Annotated in this window: 12 protein-coding genes; 8 read left to right on the top strand and 4 right to left on the bottom strand. The window is 65.2% G+C overall.

The features are described from left to right. Positions 1–1995 carry a cytochrome o ubiquinol oxidase subunit I gene (gene cyoB / locus ACQHGV_RS07295; protein ID WP_440979980.1) on the bottom strand — a complete coding sequence of 665 codons (1995 nt, stop codon included), beginning with the start codon at positions 1993–1995 and terminating at the stop codon, positions 1–3. 11 nt (positions 1996–2006) lie between these two features. After that, positions 2007–3152: a ubiquinol oxidase subunit II gene (gene cyoA / locus ACQHGV_RS07300; RefSeq protein WP_440980162.1), complete on the bottom strand. Its 1146-nt coding sequence runs from the start codon at positions 3150–3152 to the stop codon at positions 2007–2009. Positions 3153–3390: 238 nt separating this feature from the next. On the opposite strand from cyoA, the gene ACQHGV_RS07305 reads away from it, so the two are divergent. The 3 genes from ACQHGV_RS07305 to ACQHGV_RS07315 all read left to right on the top strand — a co-directional run bounded on the left by ACQHGV_RS07305 (position 3391) and on the right by ACQHGV_RS07315 (position 5624). Continuing rightward, positions 3391–4725: an MFS transporter gene (locus ACQHGV_RS07305; protein WP_440979981.1), complete on the top strand. Its 1335-nt coding sequence runs from the start codon at positions 3391–3393 to the stop codon at positions 4723–4725. Positions 4726–4852: 127 nt separating this feature from the next. Next, positions 4853–5281 (top strand): DUF2147 domain-containing protein, encoded by a 429-nt coding sequence (locus ACQHGV_RS07310; protein ID WP_440979982.1) that lies wholly within the window; start codon positions 4853–4855, stop codon positions 5279–5281. Between the two features lie 70 nt (positions 5282–5351). Next, positions 5352–5624 (top strand): DUF1488 family protein, encoded by a 273-nt coding sequence (locus tag ACQHGV_RS07315; RefSeq protein ID WP_440979983.1) that lies wholly within the window; start codon positions 5352–5354, stop codon positions 5622–5624. Here the strand turns inward: ACQHGV_RS07315 and ACQHGV_RS07320 are convergent, their stop codons facing one another. Beyond that, positions 5625–7673 (bottom strand): ATP-binding protein, encoded by a 2049-nt coding sequence (locus ACQHGV_RS07320; protein ID WP_440979984.1) that lies wholly within the window; start codon positions 7671–7673, stop codon positions 5625–5627. A 45-nt stretch (positions 7674–7718) separates the two neighbouring features. Further along, positions 7719–9524 (bottom strand): glycoside hydrolase family 15 protein, encoded by a 1806-nt coding sequence (locus ACQHGV_RS07325; RefSeq protein ID WP_440979985.1) that lies wholly within the window; start codon positions 9522–9524, stop codon positions 7719–7721. A 148-nt stretch (positions 9525–9672) separates the two neighbouring features. On the opposite strand from ACQHGV_RS07325, the gene ACQHGV_RS07330 reads away from it, so the two are divergent. The 5 genes from ACQHGV_RS07330 to malQ all read left to right on the top strand — a co-directional run bounded on the left by ACQHGV_RS07330 (position 9673) and on the right by malQ (position 16953). Then, positions 9673–10806, top strand: coding sequence for a Gfo/Idh/MocA family protein (locus ACQHGV_RS07330; RefSeq protein ID WP_440979986.1), 1134 nt, complete (start codon positions 9673–9675; stop codon positions 10804–10806). Between the two features lie 95 nt (positions 10807–10901). Continuing rightward, entirely contained in the window at positions 10902–11162 is a 261-nt protein-coding gene (locus ACQHGV_RS07335; protein WP_440979987.1) for a DUF2934 domain-containing protein, read from the top strand. 105 nt (positions 11163–11267) lie between these two features. After that, positions 11268–13370, top strand: a complete 2103-nt coding sequence (gene glgX / locus ACQHGV_RS07340; protein WP_440979988.1) for a glycogen debranching protein GlgX — start codon at positions 11268–11270, stop codon at positions 13368–13370. Continuing rightward, a complete protein-coding gene (treZ, locus tag ACQHGV_RS07345; RefSeq protein WP_440979989.1) occupies positions 13367–15061 on the top strand; it encodes a malto-oligosyltrehalose trehalohydrolase in 1695 nt (564 codons plus the stop codon). Before glgX ends, treZ begins: the two co-directional genes overlap by 4 nt. Then, the gene (malQ, locus tag ACQHGV_RS07350; protein ID WP_440979990.1) at positions 15058–16953 is read left to right on the top strand and encodes a 4-alpha-glucanotransferase; all 1896 of its coding nucleotides are present in this window, start codon (positions 15058–15060) and stop codon (positions 16951–16953) included. Before treZ ends, malQ begins: the two co-directional genes overlap by 4 nt. Positions 16954–16966: the final 13 nt, after the last annotated feature.

The following is a 16966-nucleotide window of genomic DNA, read 5'->3' on the forward strand; positions in this document are numbered from 1 at the left end:
TCAGGCTCCCTGCCCGAGCAGACGACGCCGCTCGTTTTCCGTTGCCACGACCTCATCGACGGGGATGTAGTAATCGCGGTCATAATTGAACGTGTGCCAGATGGCGACGACGATGACACCGATCAGGCCGAAGGCGGCCAGCCACCACATGTACCAGATCATGCCGAAGCCGGCAGCGGTCGACAGGGCGGCGATGATCACGCCGGTGCCCGTGTTCTTGGGCATGTGGATCGGACGATAGCCCTCCACCGGCGCCTGTGCCTTCTTGTCCTTCATGTCGTACCAGGCATCCAGTTCGTGGATGACGGGCGTGAAGGCGAAGTTGTACTGCGGCGGCGGCGACGAGGTCGCCCATTCCAGCGTGCGGCCGTCCCAGGGATCTCCGGTCACGTCGCGCAGCTCTTCCTTCTTCCAGATCGACACGCCGATCTGAACCAGGAACGCACCGATACCGCCTGCGATCATCAGCGCACCGAACAGCGCGACGATGAAGAGAGGCTGGAGCGACGGGTCCTCGAAGTGGTGCAGACGACGGGTCACGCCCATGAAGCCCAGGATGTAGAGTGGCGTGAAGGCGACCCAGAAGCCGATGACCCACAGCCAGAACGACACCTTGCCCCAGAACTCGTTGAGCTTGAACCCGAAGGCCTTGGGCCACCAGTAGTTGATCGCAGCGAAGGCACCGAACAGCACGCCGCCGATGATCACGTTGTGGAAGTGCGCGATCAGGAACAGCGAGTTGTGCAGCACGAAGTCGGCGGGCGGAACGGCGAGCAGAACGCCGGTCATGCCGCCGATGGTGAAGGTCAGCATGAACGCGATGGTCCACATCATCGGCAACTCGAACCGGATGCGCCCCTTGTACATGGTGAACAGCCAGTTGAAGATCTTCGCCCCCGTCGGGATCGAGATCACCATGGTGGTGATGCCGAAGAACGAGTTGACGCTGGCGCCCGAACCCATGGTGAAGAAGTGGTGCAGCCACACCAGGTACGACAGGATCGTGATGACGATCGTGGCGTAGACCATCGAGGTGTAACCGAACAGCCGCTTGCCCGAGAAGGTCGAGGTGACTTCCGAGAACACGCCGAACAGCGGCAGGATCAGGATGTAGACCTCCGGGTGGCCCCAGATCCAGATCAGGTTCACGTACATCATCGGGTTGCCGCCGAGATTGTTCGTGAAGAAGTTGGTGCCGACGTAACGGTCGAGCGACAGCAGGACGAGCGTGGCGGTCAGCACGGGGAAGCTGGCGACGATCAGGACGTTCGCGCACAGCGAGGTCCAGCAGAACACCGGCAGCTTCATCATGGTCATGCCCGGCGCGCGCATCTTGATGATGGTCGCGATCAGGTTGATGCCCGACAGGGTCGTACCGACACCCGCCACCTGCAATGCCCAGATATAATAGTCGACACCGACATCCGGACTGAAGTCCAGCTCCGACAAAGGCGGAAAGGCCAGCCAGCCGGTGCGCGCGAACTCACCGATGAACAGCGAGGCCATCACCAGCACCACGCCGCCCGCGGTCATCCAGAAGCTCAGATTGTTGAGATACGGGAAGGACACGTCCCGCGCGCCGATCTGGAGCGGGATGACATAGTTCATCAGGCCGGTGATGATCGGCATCGCCACGAAGAAGATCATGATGACGCCGTGCGCGGTGAACACCTGATCATAGTGGTGCGAGTTCAGGAAGCCCTGATTGTCGCCGAACGCGATCGCCTGCTGCCCGCGCATCATCAGCGCGTCGGCAAAGCCGCGCAGCAGCATTACGATGCCCAGGATCATGTACATGATCCCGATGCGCTTGTGATCGACCGTGGTGAACCACTCCTTCCAGAGATAGCCCCACAGCTTGAACTTGGTGATGAGCGCCAGCACCGCGAGACCGCCGACCGCGACACCCAGGAAGGTGCCGACGACGATGGGCTCGTGGATCGGTAGCGATTCGAACGACAGGCGTCCGAAAATGGTCTTTAATGTCTGATCCATGATGGCGTGCCTCAGCCGCGACCCGCACCGGCATGACCAAGGGTCTGCGGGCCGGGGGTCTGCGGGATGGAAAGGAAGGACATACGGCGGTTCTTCATGTCACCCGGCTGCTGCACGCCGTTCGACGGCAGCGGCTCCTTGCTCTGATGCGGCGAGGTCTGGATTTCCTCGGGCGACTTTTCGAGCGCACCCTTGGTCCGCTCACCGTGCATCGGGCCGGTATTGTTGACGGGCGGATTGCCCTCGCCGACCTTCATCTCGTGCGGGTCGCCGCCACCGGTCATCCGGTCGTGCATCATCACGTCGGACATGCACGGCGTGTTCTCGGCGACGCAGCGGTTGACGACGCGGTCGAACAGGCCGTTCTGCACGCCGCTGAAATACATGGCGGGCACATATTCGCTCGGCTTTTCGACGGTCAGGAACGACGCGCGGGTCAGCGGACCCTGGCCCTTGCCCTGCCCGGCCTGCGAGCTGCGGACCTTTTCGACCCACTGGTCGAAACCGCTCGACTGCATGGCATAGACGGGGAAGTGCATGCCCGAGAAGCCCGCGCCGCTATAGTGCGACGACAGCCCCTTGAACGTGCCCTCGCGGTTCAGCACCGCGTGCAGCCTCGTCTCCATGCCGGGCATGGTGTAGATCATGCCGGCCATCGCGGGGATGTAAAAGGCGTTCATCACCGAGGTGCCGGTCAGGCGGAACTCGACCGGACGGTCGACCGGCAGCGCCAGTTCGTTGACCGTGGCGATGCCCTGTTCGGGCAGGATGAACAGCCATTTCCAGTCGAGCGCGACCACCTGCACCTGCAGCGGCTTGACGCTCGCCGCGACCGGCTGGCCGGGGGCGGTCCGCTCGATTGGGCGATAGGGGTCGAGCAGATGGGTGCTCGTCCAGGTCACCGCACCCAGGCAGATGATGATCAGCAGCGGCGCCGACCAGATGACCAGCTCCAGCATGGTGGAGTGGTCGAACTCCGGATCATATTCGGCGTCCGTATTGCTCTTGCGATAGCGCCACGCGAACAGCACCGTCAGCGCCATCACCGGAATGATGATGAGCAGCATCAGGGCCGTCGCGATCAGCACCAGATCGCGTTGCTGCACGGCGACGTCACCGGCAGGGTTGAGCACGACCGCGTCGCATCCCCCCAGCATGGCCAGGAGGGGCAAGGCGGCCCAGCGAAGAGGGCGCAGGCGCGCAAGGCTCGACGAATGAGACATATGGCATGGGCCGCTACGCCTTTGCTGCACCTGCGCACATTGGACAGTTTGTCCAATCCCCGCCGGCCGGGGAATGGCGCATAGGCGCAGCACAATGGTGGTTCTGCGCGGTCATTTTGCGCCGCAACCGAACCGCTGACAGGAACATGCAAGAAGTCAGGACTGGCAGCCGATGAGCGCAGAGTTAACCGCATCGACCTCGACGCCCCTTGAGCGGGACGCGCAGCTGGTCAATGCCCGCGATCCGCACCATGTCGCGCCGGGCGATATCGCCATCGGCGTCATCATCGGGCGTACCTCGGAATTTTTCGACTTCTTCGTGTACGCCATCGCCTCGGTGCTGGTGTTCCCGTCGCTGATCTTCCCCTATGTCGACGCGCTGACCGGCACGATCTATTCGTTCGCGCTGTTCTCGCTGGCCTTCATCGCGCGGCCGATCGGCACCTTCATCTTCATGGCGGTCGACCGCAATCTGGGCCGCGGGGTCAAGCTGACCATCGCGTTGTTCCTGCTGGGCGGTTCGACCATGGCGATCGCCTTCCTGCCCGGTTATGCACAGATCGGCACGTCGGCGGCGGTGCTGCTGGGCATCTTCCGCATCATGCAGGGCCTGGCGTTGGGCGGCGCCTGGGACGGCCTGCCCTCGCTGCTGTCGCTGAACGCGCCGGAGCGTCGTCGTGGCTGGTATGCGATGATCCCGCAGCTGGGCGCGCCGCTCGGCCTGCTGGTCGCCAACGGCCTGTTCGCCTTCTTCCTGACGACGCTCAGCACCGCCGACTTCCTCGACTGGGGCTGGCGCTATCCGTTTTTCGTGGCGTTCGCGATTAACGTCGTGGCGCTCTTCGCCCGGCTCCGCATCGTCGCGACCCCGGAATTCCAGCGCATGTTCGAGAGCCGCGAGCTTCAGCCCGCGCCGGTCGGCGAGACGCTGCGCACGGAAGGTCGCACCGTCATCCTCGGCGCCTTTGCCCCGCTCGCCAGCTTCGCGATGTTCCACATCGTGACCGTGTTCCCGCTGTCCTGGGTCGTCCTGTTCAACAAGGAACAGCCGCAGGACTTCATGATGATCGAGATCATCGGCAGCATCGTCGGCGTTCTCGCCATCCTGGCGTCGGGCAAGATCGCCGACCGCGTCGGCCGCCGCACGCTGCTGGGCTTCTCCGCCGCCGCGATCGCTGCCTATGCGGGCTTCGCGCCGCAGCTGCTCGACAATGGCGGCACCGGTGAGACGATCTATATCGTGCTCGGCTTCCTGCTGCTCGGCCTGGGCTTCGGCCAGTCGTCGGGTGTCATCAACTCGGGCTTCTCGCCGCTGCGTCGCTATACGGGTGCGGCAATCACGTCCGACCTCGCTTGGCTGATCGGTGCGGGCTTCGCGCCGCTGGCCGCGCTGCTGCTGTCGAGCAATTTCGGCCTGTTGTCGGTCGGCGCCTATCTGCTGTCGGGTGCGGTCTGCACGCTGGCGGCGCTGGGCATCAACAAGGAGCTGGCGAAGCGCTCGGCCTGAGCGGACGCCCGCTATCACGAACGAAGCGGCCGGCGGGGCGACTCGCCGGCCGTTTTGTTTCTGTTCACCGCCATTCCTACATGGGCGATGCAAAGCCCTGTGTCGGGCAGCGGTAACGGGAGACGAGATGATGAACGCGAAGCCATGGATGGCCAAGGCCTTGATCGGCGCGATGGCCCTGGGGGCGGCAGGCACCGCCGATGCGCGGGTGCCGGCGGGCGTCTGGGCCAATCCCTCCAACAGCGTCCAGGTACGTTTCGCTCCGTGCGGACGCGGTCAGGATGCCCAGCTGATGTGCGGCACGGTCATCTGGGCCAATGAACAGGCCAAGGCCGATGCGGCGCGCGGCGGATCGGATCGCCTGGTCGGCACCCGGCTGTTCACCGATTTCGAGGAGGAAGAGCCCGGCCGCTGGGCCGGAACCGTCTTCATCCCCGACATCGGCCGCGAGGTCGAAGGCACCATCACCCAGGTCGATGCCAAGACGCTGGTCGGTGAAGGCTGTCTGTTCGGCGGGCTGGGCTGTCGCCAGCAGCGCTGGCGGCGGGTCAAATAAGCGACGGGCGCGGGAACCCTGGGCGGCTTTCCGCGTCCCCGATGTCGCAATCGCATGAGAAAGGACGATCATGGCGGACGACGCGTTGACGGTGGTGAAGGGTACGCTGGAGGATAATGTCGCCGACAAGCAGGTCGAGTTCGTCGGCGAGATCGAAGGCGAGGAATATCAGTTCGCCGTCCAGTATGATGTCCTCGAAGCGCTGAGCGGCGACGTGCCCGAGGATGATGCCCTGGAGCTGTTCGAACGCTATTCGGACGACATCCTCGAAGCTGCGCTGACCGCGCTCGGCCGCGACATGGAGCAGTCGTTGGTCGTCGTCAGCGAGAATGATCTCGACTGATCAGCTGCCGAACAGGCGATCGATCTGCTGCGCAAGCTCGGCCAAGGTATAGGGCTTGCGCAGCAGGGCGAACCCATGGCTGCCCTCGTCGGCGATCACCTGGCTATAGCCACTGGTCAGCAGGATGCGCAGGTCCGGATATGTCCGGGCGATGTCATGGGCGAAATCGATGCCGGACTGGCCGGGCATCATGACATCCGAGAAGACGAGGTCGAAGCGGGCGGCATCGGCCTTCAGCTCCTCCATCGCCATCGCGGCGTTGGTGGCGATCACCGTGCGACAGCCCAGCGTCCGTAGCGCCTCCACGGCGAACTGACCCACCTCGATATTGTCCTCGACGATCAGGACACAGAGGTCCGATCGCTTGGCCATGTCGATCGCGCGCAGCCCGCTGTCGACCCTGGGCTGGCCATGGCTTTGCGGCAGGATCAGCGTGAAGGTCGCGCCCTGCCCTGGCTGGCTGACGACCCGGACGTCGCCGCCAGATTGGCGCGCGAAGCCGAACACCTGGCTCAGCCCCAGCCCGGTGCCCGCACCCAATTGCTTGGTGGTGAAGAAGGGTTCGAAAATCTGTTCGAGCCGGTCGGCCGGGATGCCCTCGCCGGTATCGGTGATGGCGATGTGCACCTGATCCGTCCCGTACGGGCCGATGGCGGGTGCGATACGGATGGTCAGCGTCCCCTGCCCCGCCATCGCGTCCCGCGCATTGACCGCCATGTTGACGATGGCGGTGTCGAGCTGGCTGCGATCGACATGGGCGAAGCACGGTATTTCGGGCTGTTCGATGACCAGCCTGATGCCCGGGCCCGACAGGGTATGGATCATGTCGGTCAGGGTCAGGATGCTGGCGCCGACATCGATGACCTCGGGCGTCAGTGGTTGCCGCCGCGCGAACGCCAGCAACTGCGCGGTCAATTTGGCGGCGCGGTCGGCGGCATCGGCGATCGCGTTGATCTGGCGCTGGCGGCGTTCGGCCGGGAAATCGTCGCGGCGGAGCAGATCGATCGAGCCGCGAATGACGGTGAGCAGATTGTTGAAGTCGTGCGCGACTCCACCGGTCAACTGGCCGATCGCCTCCAGCTTCTGCGCCTGACGCAATTGCTCTTCGGTCTGGCGCAGCGCCTCCTCGGCCGCCTTTTGCTGGGTGATGTGGCGACCGACCGCGAACACCTCGCAACCATGAGCGGCCCCGACCCAGGAAATCCATTCGTGATGGCCATCGGCATGACGCATCCGCACTTCATTGCGCGCCACGCGGCCCTCCAGCGACCGCGACAGCGCCCGCTGCGCGACGGGCAGATCGTCGTCATGGATGAAATCCATGATCGAAACGCCGAGCAGCGCCTCGGCGCCATAGCCCAACAGGTCACGCCATGCGGGATTGGCCCGATGGATGCGCCCATCCTGATCGACCACGGTCAGAAGGTCGGGGGAGACATCCCACATCCGGTCGCGCTCGGCGGTTCGCTCAACGACACGCTGTTCGAGAGTGACGTTGAGCGCGCGCAACTCCTCCAGCGCGGCGGACAATTGCGCCTGGCTGTCGTGCAGCGCCGCATCGGCCACCACGCGCGCCGTCGTCTCGTTGGTGAAGATGAACAGGCCGGCCACCCCGCCCGTCGCATCGAGGACACGCGAATAGGAAAAGGTCCAATAGGTCAGCGCTTCGCCCCGGTCGGTGCCGAGCTTCCAGGGCAGGTCAACGAAACGCTGCGTCCGCCCGGCCAGCGCATCGTCGATGATCGGCCGCGCCTGATCCAGCGCCTCGGCCCAGACCTCGTCGAACCTCGCGCCCATCGCCCAGGACAGGCGGGGGCCGAGCAGCGGGAAATAGGTCTCATTGAAGAAGAAATGCAGGTCCGGCCCCCAGGCCAGGATCATCGACTCCGGCGAGTTGAGAACCAGGCTCAGCGCGACGCGAAAGGCGTCGGGCCACGTTTCGGGCGGACCGAAGGGGTGATCGGTCCAGTCCCGATCGAGGATCAGTTGCGTGGCCGCGCCGCCCCCTTCGAGGAATGCCAATTGCGGGGGGAGCTTTTCGGCCGTCATCGGCCGGCTGTTAGCAATGTGCGGAAGGCTCCGCCACCGATGGCGTCACAATTCCTCCCCGCACAGCGTCACAGCGGCCTGGATGACCGCCAGATGGGTCAGGCCTTGTGGCATGTTGCCCAGATAATGGCCCGTGTCGGGATCGATCATCTCGGCATATAGCCCGGCGCCCCGGCTATCGAGCGCCTCGGTCGCGGCATCGAACGCCGCCTGCGCGGCCTCCTGCTGCCCCAGCAGCGCGCGTGCCTCGATCATCCAGAAGGTGCAGGCGAGGAAGCAGGCCTCCTCCTTGTCGACGCCCGAATAGCGATAGTGGAACGCCCCCTTGCCCAGTTCGCGGTCGATCGCATCCAGCGTCCGCGCGAGACGGTCCTGCCCGTCGAACCGAAAGCGGACCGCCAGCGCGAGACTGGCGTCGAGCGCGTCGCTGTCCGGATGCATCAGATAGGCGCCGCGTTCCTCCGACCAGCAATGCTCGCCGATCCATGCCTCCACCCGGTCGCGCTCGCGCGCCCAGCGGTCGCGGCAGGTCGTCGGGATCTGCCCCTGATCGGCCAGCTCGACCGCCCGCGCCAGCGCCTGCCAGCAGCTGATCTTCGACATGGTATAGTGGCGTTCCTCGGGCAGTTCCCAGATGCCGGCATCGGGCTGTCGCCAGCGGTCGGCGCAGGCATCCGCCAGATGCGACAGTGTCTCGGCGCTGGCACCATCGAGGAAATTGCCGCAGGCGACGAACCGGCTCGCCGTCTCGAAAATGTCGCCGTAAATGCCGTGCTGGTGCTGTCCGCCGGCCAGATTGCCGACCCTGACGGGGCGCGACTGGCGATAGCCGCTGACCGCGATCTCCTTTTCGGGCGGCACCGGCTCGCCGTTCAGCGTGTAACAGACCTGCGGCTCCGCCTCGCCCAGCCTCTTGAGCAGCCAGGTAAAGGCCGCCTTGGCCTCGGCATGAGCGGCGATGCGCAGGAACGCCTTGATCGTATAGCCGGCATCCCGGACCCAGGCATAACGATAGTCGTAATTCTTGGACCCGCCGATCCCTTCCGGAAGCGAGGTCGTCGCCGCCGCCGTGATCGCGCCGGTCGGCGAGTAGAGCAGCAGCTTCAATGCCAGTGCGTTGCGCAGTACGCGGTCGCGCTGCGCGTCGGGGACCTTCAGCCGTTCGGCCCATTGCCGCCATTCGGCATCCGACAGGTCGATCCGCTCGTCGATCTGCTCGATGTCCTGACAGACCAGCGGTTCGTCCTCTCCAGCGATGATCGCGATCCGCGCCCGGTCGCCGGGGCCGACATGGGCATGGGCGGTGACCAGCCCGTCCTCGACGCTGTCGATCGTCACATGCCCGCAGTGGCGGAACACGCCCAGCACCCGGTCGACATGGAAGACATTGTGCCCGCCGGCCGGCGCGAAATAGGGGCTGACCGTATCCGCGCGCCGGCTGAAGCGCAGCGTGATAGTGAAGCGGACGAAGCCGTCCAGCCCCTCCACCCGTCGCGCCAGTTCCGCCCAGGGCAGCCGCCCGGCGGTGCCGCTGTTCAGCGACTCGACTAGCCTGGCGCGGCCCGAGGCAGTGGTGAACACCGTTTCCAGCACGTTGCTGCTCGGCCGATAGCGGCGCTCGACGGTGAACGGCTCGACCGGCGTGATCGAAAAGCTCCCCCCACGCTCGCCGTCCAGCAACCGGTCGAACAGGGGCGGCGAGTCCATATTGGGAACGCACCACCAGTCGATCGCGCCGTCCGCGCCGCTGAGCGCGACACTGCGCCCGTCGCCCAGCGCCGCGTAATTTTCCAGGTCGAGAAAGCCGTCGGCGTCGCGGAGCGGATCGGGATGCTGGTCGGGCAATGTCACGAGGGCGCGCGCTCCGCTTTGGGGATCATGATCCAGGTTATCGTCCTGAAACTTGCGCAAACAACTCATCAAAAGGTCGAAGTCTCCGTGGGACCTTCCTGAGTTTTGCGCGTTGCAGCAGCCGTTAAGACGACATCGGAGCAATAGGATGAGCCTGGCATCGGCACTTGGATTCGGCACGAAGAAGGTCCGCTATGCGGTCGTGGGTGCCGGCGATATCACCCAGTCGGCGATGCTTCCGGGCATCAAGCATACCGGCAATTCCGAACTGACCGCCATCGTCACGGGCGACGCGGAGAAGGGCAGCGCGCTGGCCGCGAAATACGGTGTCGAGCATGTCTATTCCTATAACGAGTTCGACAAGCTGCTGACCGCCGGCGTCTGCGATGCGATCTATCTGGCGACGCCCAACTGGCGTCACGCCGAATTCGCCATCCCCGCGCTGGAGGCCGGCATCCATGTGCTGTGCGAAAAGCCGCTGGAGATTTCGGTCGAGAAATCGCGTGCGATCCAGGATGCCGAGAAGCGGTCCAGCGCCAAGCTGATGACTGCCTATCGCCTGCATTTCGAACCGGGCACGCTCGCCGCGATCGAGAAGATCCGCAACGGCGAACTGGGCGAACTGGTCGCGTTCACCTCCTGCTTCGGCCAGAAGCTCGATCCCGACAATCACCGCGCCAAGCATGGGCTGGAGGCCGGGCCGCTGTTCGACATGGCGCCCTATCCGATCAACGCCATCCGCTATCTCTTCGGGGCCGAGCCGGTCGCGGTCGAAAGCGCGGTTGCGACGCGCCAGCCCAGCGCAGGTCTTGGCGATCTGGACGATACCTTCGCGGTGGTGCTGCGCATGCCGGGCGACCGGCTGGCGAGCTTCACCGTCAGCTATGCGATGAACAATGTCGACAGCCTGATCATCGCGGGCATGAAGGGGTCGATCCATATGAGCCCGGCCTATGGCTTTCAGTCGGGGATCGAGCACAATCTGACCATCGGCGACAAGCAGAGCCACGAGACGTTCAAGCACACCGACCAGTTCGGCGGCGAGATGCGCTATTTCTCGGACTGCATCCTGAACGACCGCGATCCGGAGCCCGATGCCGAGGAAGGCCTGTCCGACCTCCGCGTGATCGAAGGCATCGTGAAGGCGATGGAGACCAAGGGTCGGGTCGAGCTGCCCCCCTTCACCCGCACCCGCCGGATCGACACCGAAAGCCAGCGCCAGACCCTGTCGGCCGTCAGCGCGCCCGAGCCGGTCAAGGCCAAGTCGCCCACCGGTTCGTGATTGATGCCGATCAGGCGATTTTTACGGGAGCGGAACGACCCCATCAATCGTTAGGCTGGCGATGACATACATCATGTCACGACAGGGAGAAGACGGTGGATCAACGGGAAGAGCAGCTTCGCCAACGCGCCTATGACATCTGGCAGGCCGAGGGCGAACCACATGGCCGCGATCGCGACCATTGGGAACTGGCCGAACGGCAGTTGCGCGAAACAGGCGAGGCGGAAGAGCCGACCACGGCGGACGCCGAGGTCAAACCGGCTCCCACCCGCCGCAAGGCTGCTCCCGCGACGATCCAGGATGATGGGGTCACCGTGAAACCAAAGACCAGAAAGCCGCGCGCCAGCAAGGCCTGACCCATCGCCCGGATGGCGACCTCCCACCAGCCATCCGGGCGATCACCGCACATTTCGAACTTCAACCACGCATGGTCTTCCACCGACTTTTGCCGGAGATGTCACTTGACCGCATTGCCCGATCGGATTCTTGCCGGCTCGCCCCATCCGCTAGGGGCGACGTTCGATGGCGAAGGGGTGAATTTCGCCGTCTTTTCGGCCAATGCCGACCGGATCGAACTATGCCTGTTCGACGCCAACGGGAAGCGCGAGCTGAAGCGCTACACGCTGCCCGAATGCACCGACGAGGTGTGGCACGGCTATCTGCCCGATGTCGGCCCCGGGCTCCTCTATGGCTACCGCGCGCATGGTCCCTATGAGCCGGAGGCGGGGCACCGCTTCAATCCGAACAAGCTGCTGCTAGACCCCTATGCGCGCAAGCTGTTTGGCGAGATCAAGTGGACCGATGCGCTACACGGCTATCAAATCCGGTCCAAGAAGGAGGATCTGAGCTTCGACAAACGCGACAGCGCCGCCGCCATGCCCAAGGCGGTGGTCGTCGACGACCATTTCGACTGGTCGCGCGACGTGAAGCCCAACACGCCCTGGTCCGAAACCGTCATCTACGAAGCGCACGTCAAGGGGCTGACCAAGCTGATGGAGCTGGTGCCGCCGCGCGAGCGGGGCACCTATGCCGGGCTCGGTCATCCGGCGGTCATCAAGCATCTGAAGCGCATCGGCGTTACAGCGATCGAACTGCTGCCGATCCACAGCTTCACCCAGGACCGTTTCCTGCAGGAAAAGGGCCTGCGCAATTACTGGGGCTATAACACGCTCGGCTTCTTCGCCCCCGAACAGGCCTATTTCGCGACCGACACCCAGGACGAACTGCGCCGCGCGGTGCACCGCCTGCACAAGGCGGGGATCGAGGTGATACTCGACGTCGTCTACAACCATACCTGCGAAGGGTCGGAGAAAGGCCCGACGCTGTCCTGGCGCGGGCTAGACAATGCCAGCTATTACCGGCTGGTCCAGGATCAGCCGCGCTATACGATCAACGACACCGGCACCGGCAACACGCTGAACCTGTCCAAGGCGCGCGTGATCCAGATGGTGGCGGACTCGCTGCGTTACTGGGCGACCAGCTTCGGCATCGACGGCTTCCGCTTCGACCTGGGGCTGACGCTGGGCCGCGAAGCAGATGGCTTCGACCCCGGCGCGGCCTTTTTCGACGTGCTGCGCCAAGACCCCGTGCTCGGCCGGTTGAAGCTGCTGACCGAGCCATGGGATGTCGGCCCCGGCGGTTATCAGCTGGGCAATTTCCCGCCCGGCTTTTCGGAATGGAACGACAAGTATCGCGACACGGTGCGCAAATACTGGCGCGGCGATCCCGGCCAGCGGGGCGATCTCGCCGCGCGCCTGTCGGGATCGGGCGACCTGTTCGACCGCCGCGCCCGGCGTCCCTGGGCCAGCCTCAACATGCTCGCCGCACATGACGGCTACACGCTGGCCGACACGGTCATGTATGAGCAGCGCCACAACGAGGCGAACAAGGAAGATAATCGCGACGGCCATTCCGAGAATTACTCGCGGAACTGGGGCGCGGAAGGTCCGACCGATGACGAGAATATCAAGGCGGCACGCGGCCGCGTGATGCGGTCGATGATGACGACACTGATGGCCTCGCTCGGTACGCCGATGATCGTCGCCGGCGACGAGTTCGGCCGGACCCAGCATGGCAACAACAACGCCTATTGCCAGGATAACGAGATCAGCTGGCTCGACTGGAACGCCGCCGCGTCCGATGAGGGCGAGGCGATGATCGCCTTCACCGCGCGGCTCGCCGAGCTGCGCCGCCGCTATCAGGTGCTGCGCGCCCCGCACTTCCTTTACGGCCAGGACACGCCGGGCCAGGGCGTCAATGACATCGAATGGTGGGACGAGCGGGGCAATCAGCTCAGAGCGGACGACTGGAACAACCCTGAAGGTCGCGCCCTGATGATGCGCCGCGCGAGCAAGACCGAGGACGACCGGATCGAGGCGGTGTCGCTGTTGCTCAACGCCTCGGCCGATCCGATCACCTTCACCCTGCCCCCGCCCCATAACGACCGCACCGTCCTGATCGACAGCGCCAAGCCGGAACAGGGCGAGATCGCGATCGGCGATACCTATGAGGTCGGCCCGCAAAGCGCCGTCCTGATCACCTGGCATGATGCGATCGCGTCATGACGCAGTGGGGACCCGAACTGAGGGATAACGGCACGACGCGGTTCCGGCTCTGGGCGCCGGACCGCGATGCCGTCACCCTCGAAATCGACGGCGGTGTGTCCGTGCCGATGTCGCACAGTGAGGACGGCTGGTTCGTCGCCGACGCCGCTGCGGGTGCTGGCACGCGCTACCGGTTCCGTTTGGACAAGGACCTGGCGGTGCCCGACCCGGCGTCGCGGCTGCAATCCGGCGGCGTCCATGGCTGGAGCGTCGTGGTCGACCACGCCTTTGCCTGGAGCGCGACCGAATGGCGCGGGCGGCCGTGGGAAGAGACGGTACTGCTGGAGGTCCATGCGGGAACGCTGGGCGGTTTTCCCGGTATTCGTGACCGGCTGGCGGGCATGGCGGCGGCGGGGATCACCGCGATCGAACTGATGCCGGTCAACGCCTTCGGGGGGACCCGCAACTGGGGCTACGACGGCGTGCTGCCCTATGCCGTCGCCGAAAGCTATGGCTCGCCGGCGGAACTGAAGACATTGGTCGATACCGCACACATGCTCGGCATCTCGGTCTTTCTCGACGTGGTCTATAATCATTTCGGACCGGACGGGAATTATCTGAACGCCTATGCCGGCGCCTTCTTCCACAAGGAGGTCCATACCCCCTGGGGCGGCGCGGTGGCGGTTGATGCCGATCCGGTGCACCGCTTCTTCGTCGACAACGCCCTGATGTGGCTGCGCGATTACCGCATCGACGGGCTGCGCTTCGATGCCGTCCATGCGATCGCCAATGACGGCTTTCTCGACCGGATGGCACACGAAATTCGCCAGGCGCTGCCCGAACGGCATGTGCATCTGGTGCTGGAAAACGAAAAGAACGACGCTGAGCGGCTGACGCCCGAACGCTATGACGCCCAGTGGAATGACGACTTCCACAACGTCATGCACGTCCTGCTGACCGGTGAGACGAGCGCCTATTACGGCGACTTCGCCGATCACCCGGCCGAGCGGCTGGCCCGGTGTCTGAAGGAAGGCTTCATCTATCAGGGCGAAGGCTCGGCCAATCATGACGGGGCGACGCGTGGCAAGCCGTCGGGCCATCTGCCCAGCACCGCCTTCGTCGCCTTTCTCCAGAACCATGACCAGGTCGGCAACCGGGCGATGGGCGAGCGGTTGATCCGCCTCACCGATCGCGAGCGGCTGCGGGCGGCGACCGCCCTGTTGCTGCTGGGGCCGCAAATCCCGTTGTTGTTCATGGGTGAGGACGAAGGCAGCGACAGCCCCTTCCTGTTCTTCACCGACTTTCACGACGACCTCGCCGACGCCGTCCGAGAGGGCCGGCGCAAGGAATTCGCGAAGTTCGAGGCCTTTGCCGACGAAGCGGCGCGCGAACGCATACCCGATCCCAACGCCAAGGCGACCTTCGACGCCTCGATCCCCCAGCCCGGCCCCGAGGCGGGCGAATGGCGCGCGCTGTACCGCGAATTGCTGATGCTGCGGCAAGTGCATATCGTGCCCCGTCTGAAGGGCGCCATCGGCATCGCGGCGGAGGCGACCGGCGCGGCGGCGGTCAAGGCCCGCTGGCGGATGGCGGATGGCGCAACGCTCACCATCCATATCGATCTAGGCGACGCCCCCGCCCCGCTCGACGCCGAGGAGGGCACATTGATCCACCGCGAAGGCGATCGCTTCGCCGCCTGGATCGCGCCATGAGCGATCTGCACGATCGCGCCGAGGCGGCCGGGCTGATCCGCCAGTGGCAGGATGCCAAGGGCGAGGACCAACTCGTCTCCGACGAAGCGCTGGAAGCCATTCTCGCCTGCCTCGACGACGATGCCATAGAGGAGCGCTTCGTATCGGCCGATGTCGGCGGCATCGTTGTGCTGCCACTAGGCTGGCGGGCCGGGCCAGCGGAATTGCGGCTCGAAAGCGGAGACACTCGTAAGGTTGCGCTTTCTGAAGATGACGATCGCGTCTGCCTGACCGGCATAGCCACGCCCGGCTACCACCACCTTCGGCAGGACGATCGTGAACTGACGGTCGCCATCGCTCCGTTGCGCTGTCCTTCCCCGCCGGCGGGGCGGCATTGGGGAAGTGCCGTTCAGATTCCGTCATTGCGAGAGGGCCACGGCGCCTATGGCGATTTCGCCAGCCTCGCCCAAGCGGCCGCGACGCTGGGCCGCGCCGGTGCCGCAGCCGTCGCGATCAGCCCGGTCCATGCGCTGTTCCCGGCCGACGCCAGCCGGTTCAGCCCCTATGCGCCGTCCAGCCGATTGTTCCGCAACGCATGGCTGGCGCCCGCCGGTGAGCCGGTGGCCGAAGCCGAGGAACTGATCGACTGGAGCACCGCCGCGCCCGATCGGATGCGCGACCTGCGCATCGTCTATGACCGGCTGTCCGATGCGGACCGCACGACCTTTGCCGAATGGCGACAAGCGCAAGGCGAACGGCTGCAGGCGCAGGCGGTCTTCGATGCACTGCACGGCTATTTCCTGGCTCGGAACGGCGCGAGTGGCTGGCAGCAATGGCCCGACGAATTTCATGATCCGGCGGGCGAGGCCGTGCGCGGCTTCGTCGCGGATCATGCGGATGCGGTCGCCTTCCACGCTTTTGCCCAGTGGCACGCCGATCGGGGATTGGCACGGGCGGCGGATGCCGCACGAGAAGCGAGCATGGCGATCGGCCTGATCGCCGACCTCGCCATCGGCGTGGCCGGTGACGGTGCCGACAGCTGGAGCAGGCCACAGGACGTCCTGACCGGCCTGTCGATCGGCGCGCCGCCTGATCCGCTCGGTCCCGATGGCCAGAATTGGGGTATCACCGCGTTATCGCCCTTCGCGCTGCGTCGGCAGGGCTTCGCGCCCTTCATCGGCACGCTGCGCGCAATCCTGGCGCATGCGGGCGGGGTACGGATCGACCATGCGCTGGGCCTGGGGCGGCTATGGGTCATTCCCGAAGGGCGGACGGCGGATCAAGGCGCGTATCTGACCATGCCGTTCGATCACATGCTGCGCATCCTGAAGATCGAAGCGCACCGCGCCAATGACGGGCGCGGCGCGATCGTGATCGGTGAGGATCTGGGCACCGTCCCGCCCGGCTTCCGCGACGTGATGGCCGATGCCGGGATGCTGGGCATGCGGGTCCTGCCCTTCGAACGCGATACGGAGGGCGACTTCGTGCCCTCCGAAGACTGGTCCGCCGATGCCATCGCGATGACCGCCACGCATGACATCGCCACGGTCGCCGGTTGGTGGCAGGGCCGCGATCTGGAATGGCGCGCGACGATCGCCGGCAAGCCCGTCTCCTCCGATCAGCAGGATGAACGGGCCGACGAGCGGTCGCGGCTGTGGGACAAGATCGGCGATCATCCGATGCCACAAGAGGCCGCCCCCGTCGTCGACGCGGCCATCTCGGCGGTCGCATCTTCCCCCTGCCCGCTCGCGATCATCCCCGCCGAGGACCTTCTCGGCCTGGTCGAGCAGCCCAATCTGCCCGGCACCATCGACGAGCATCCCAACTGGCGCCGCCGCCTGCCCAACACGCTGGACGCAGCGTTCGCCGACCCGGTGGTCGCCACCCGCATCGCCACGCTCAACGCCCGCTGACCCTTTATCGAAG

This window comes from Sphingomonas pseudosanguinis, assembly GCF_052056765.1.
Lineage (GTDB): Bacteria > Pseudomonadota > Alphaproteobacteria > Sphingomonadales > Sphingomonadaceae > Sphingomonas > Sphingomonas pseudosanguinis.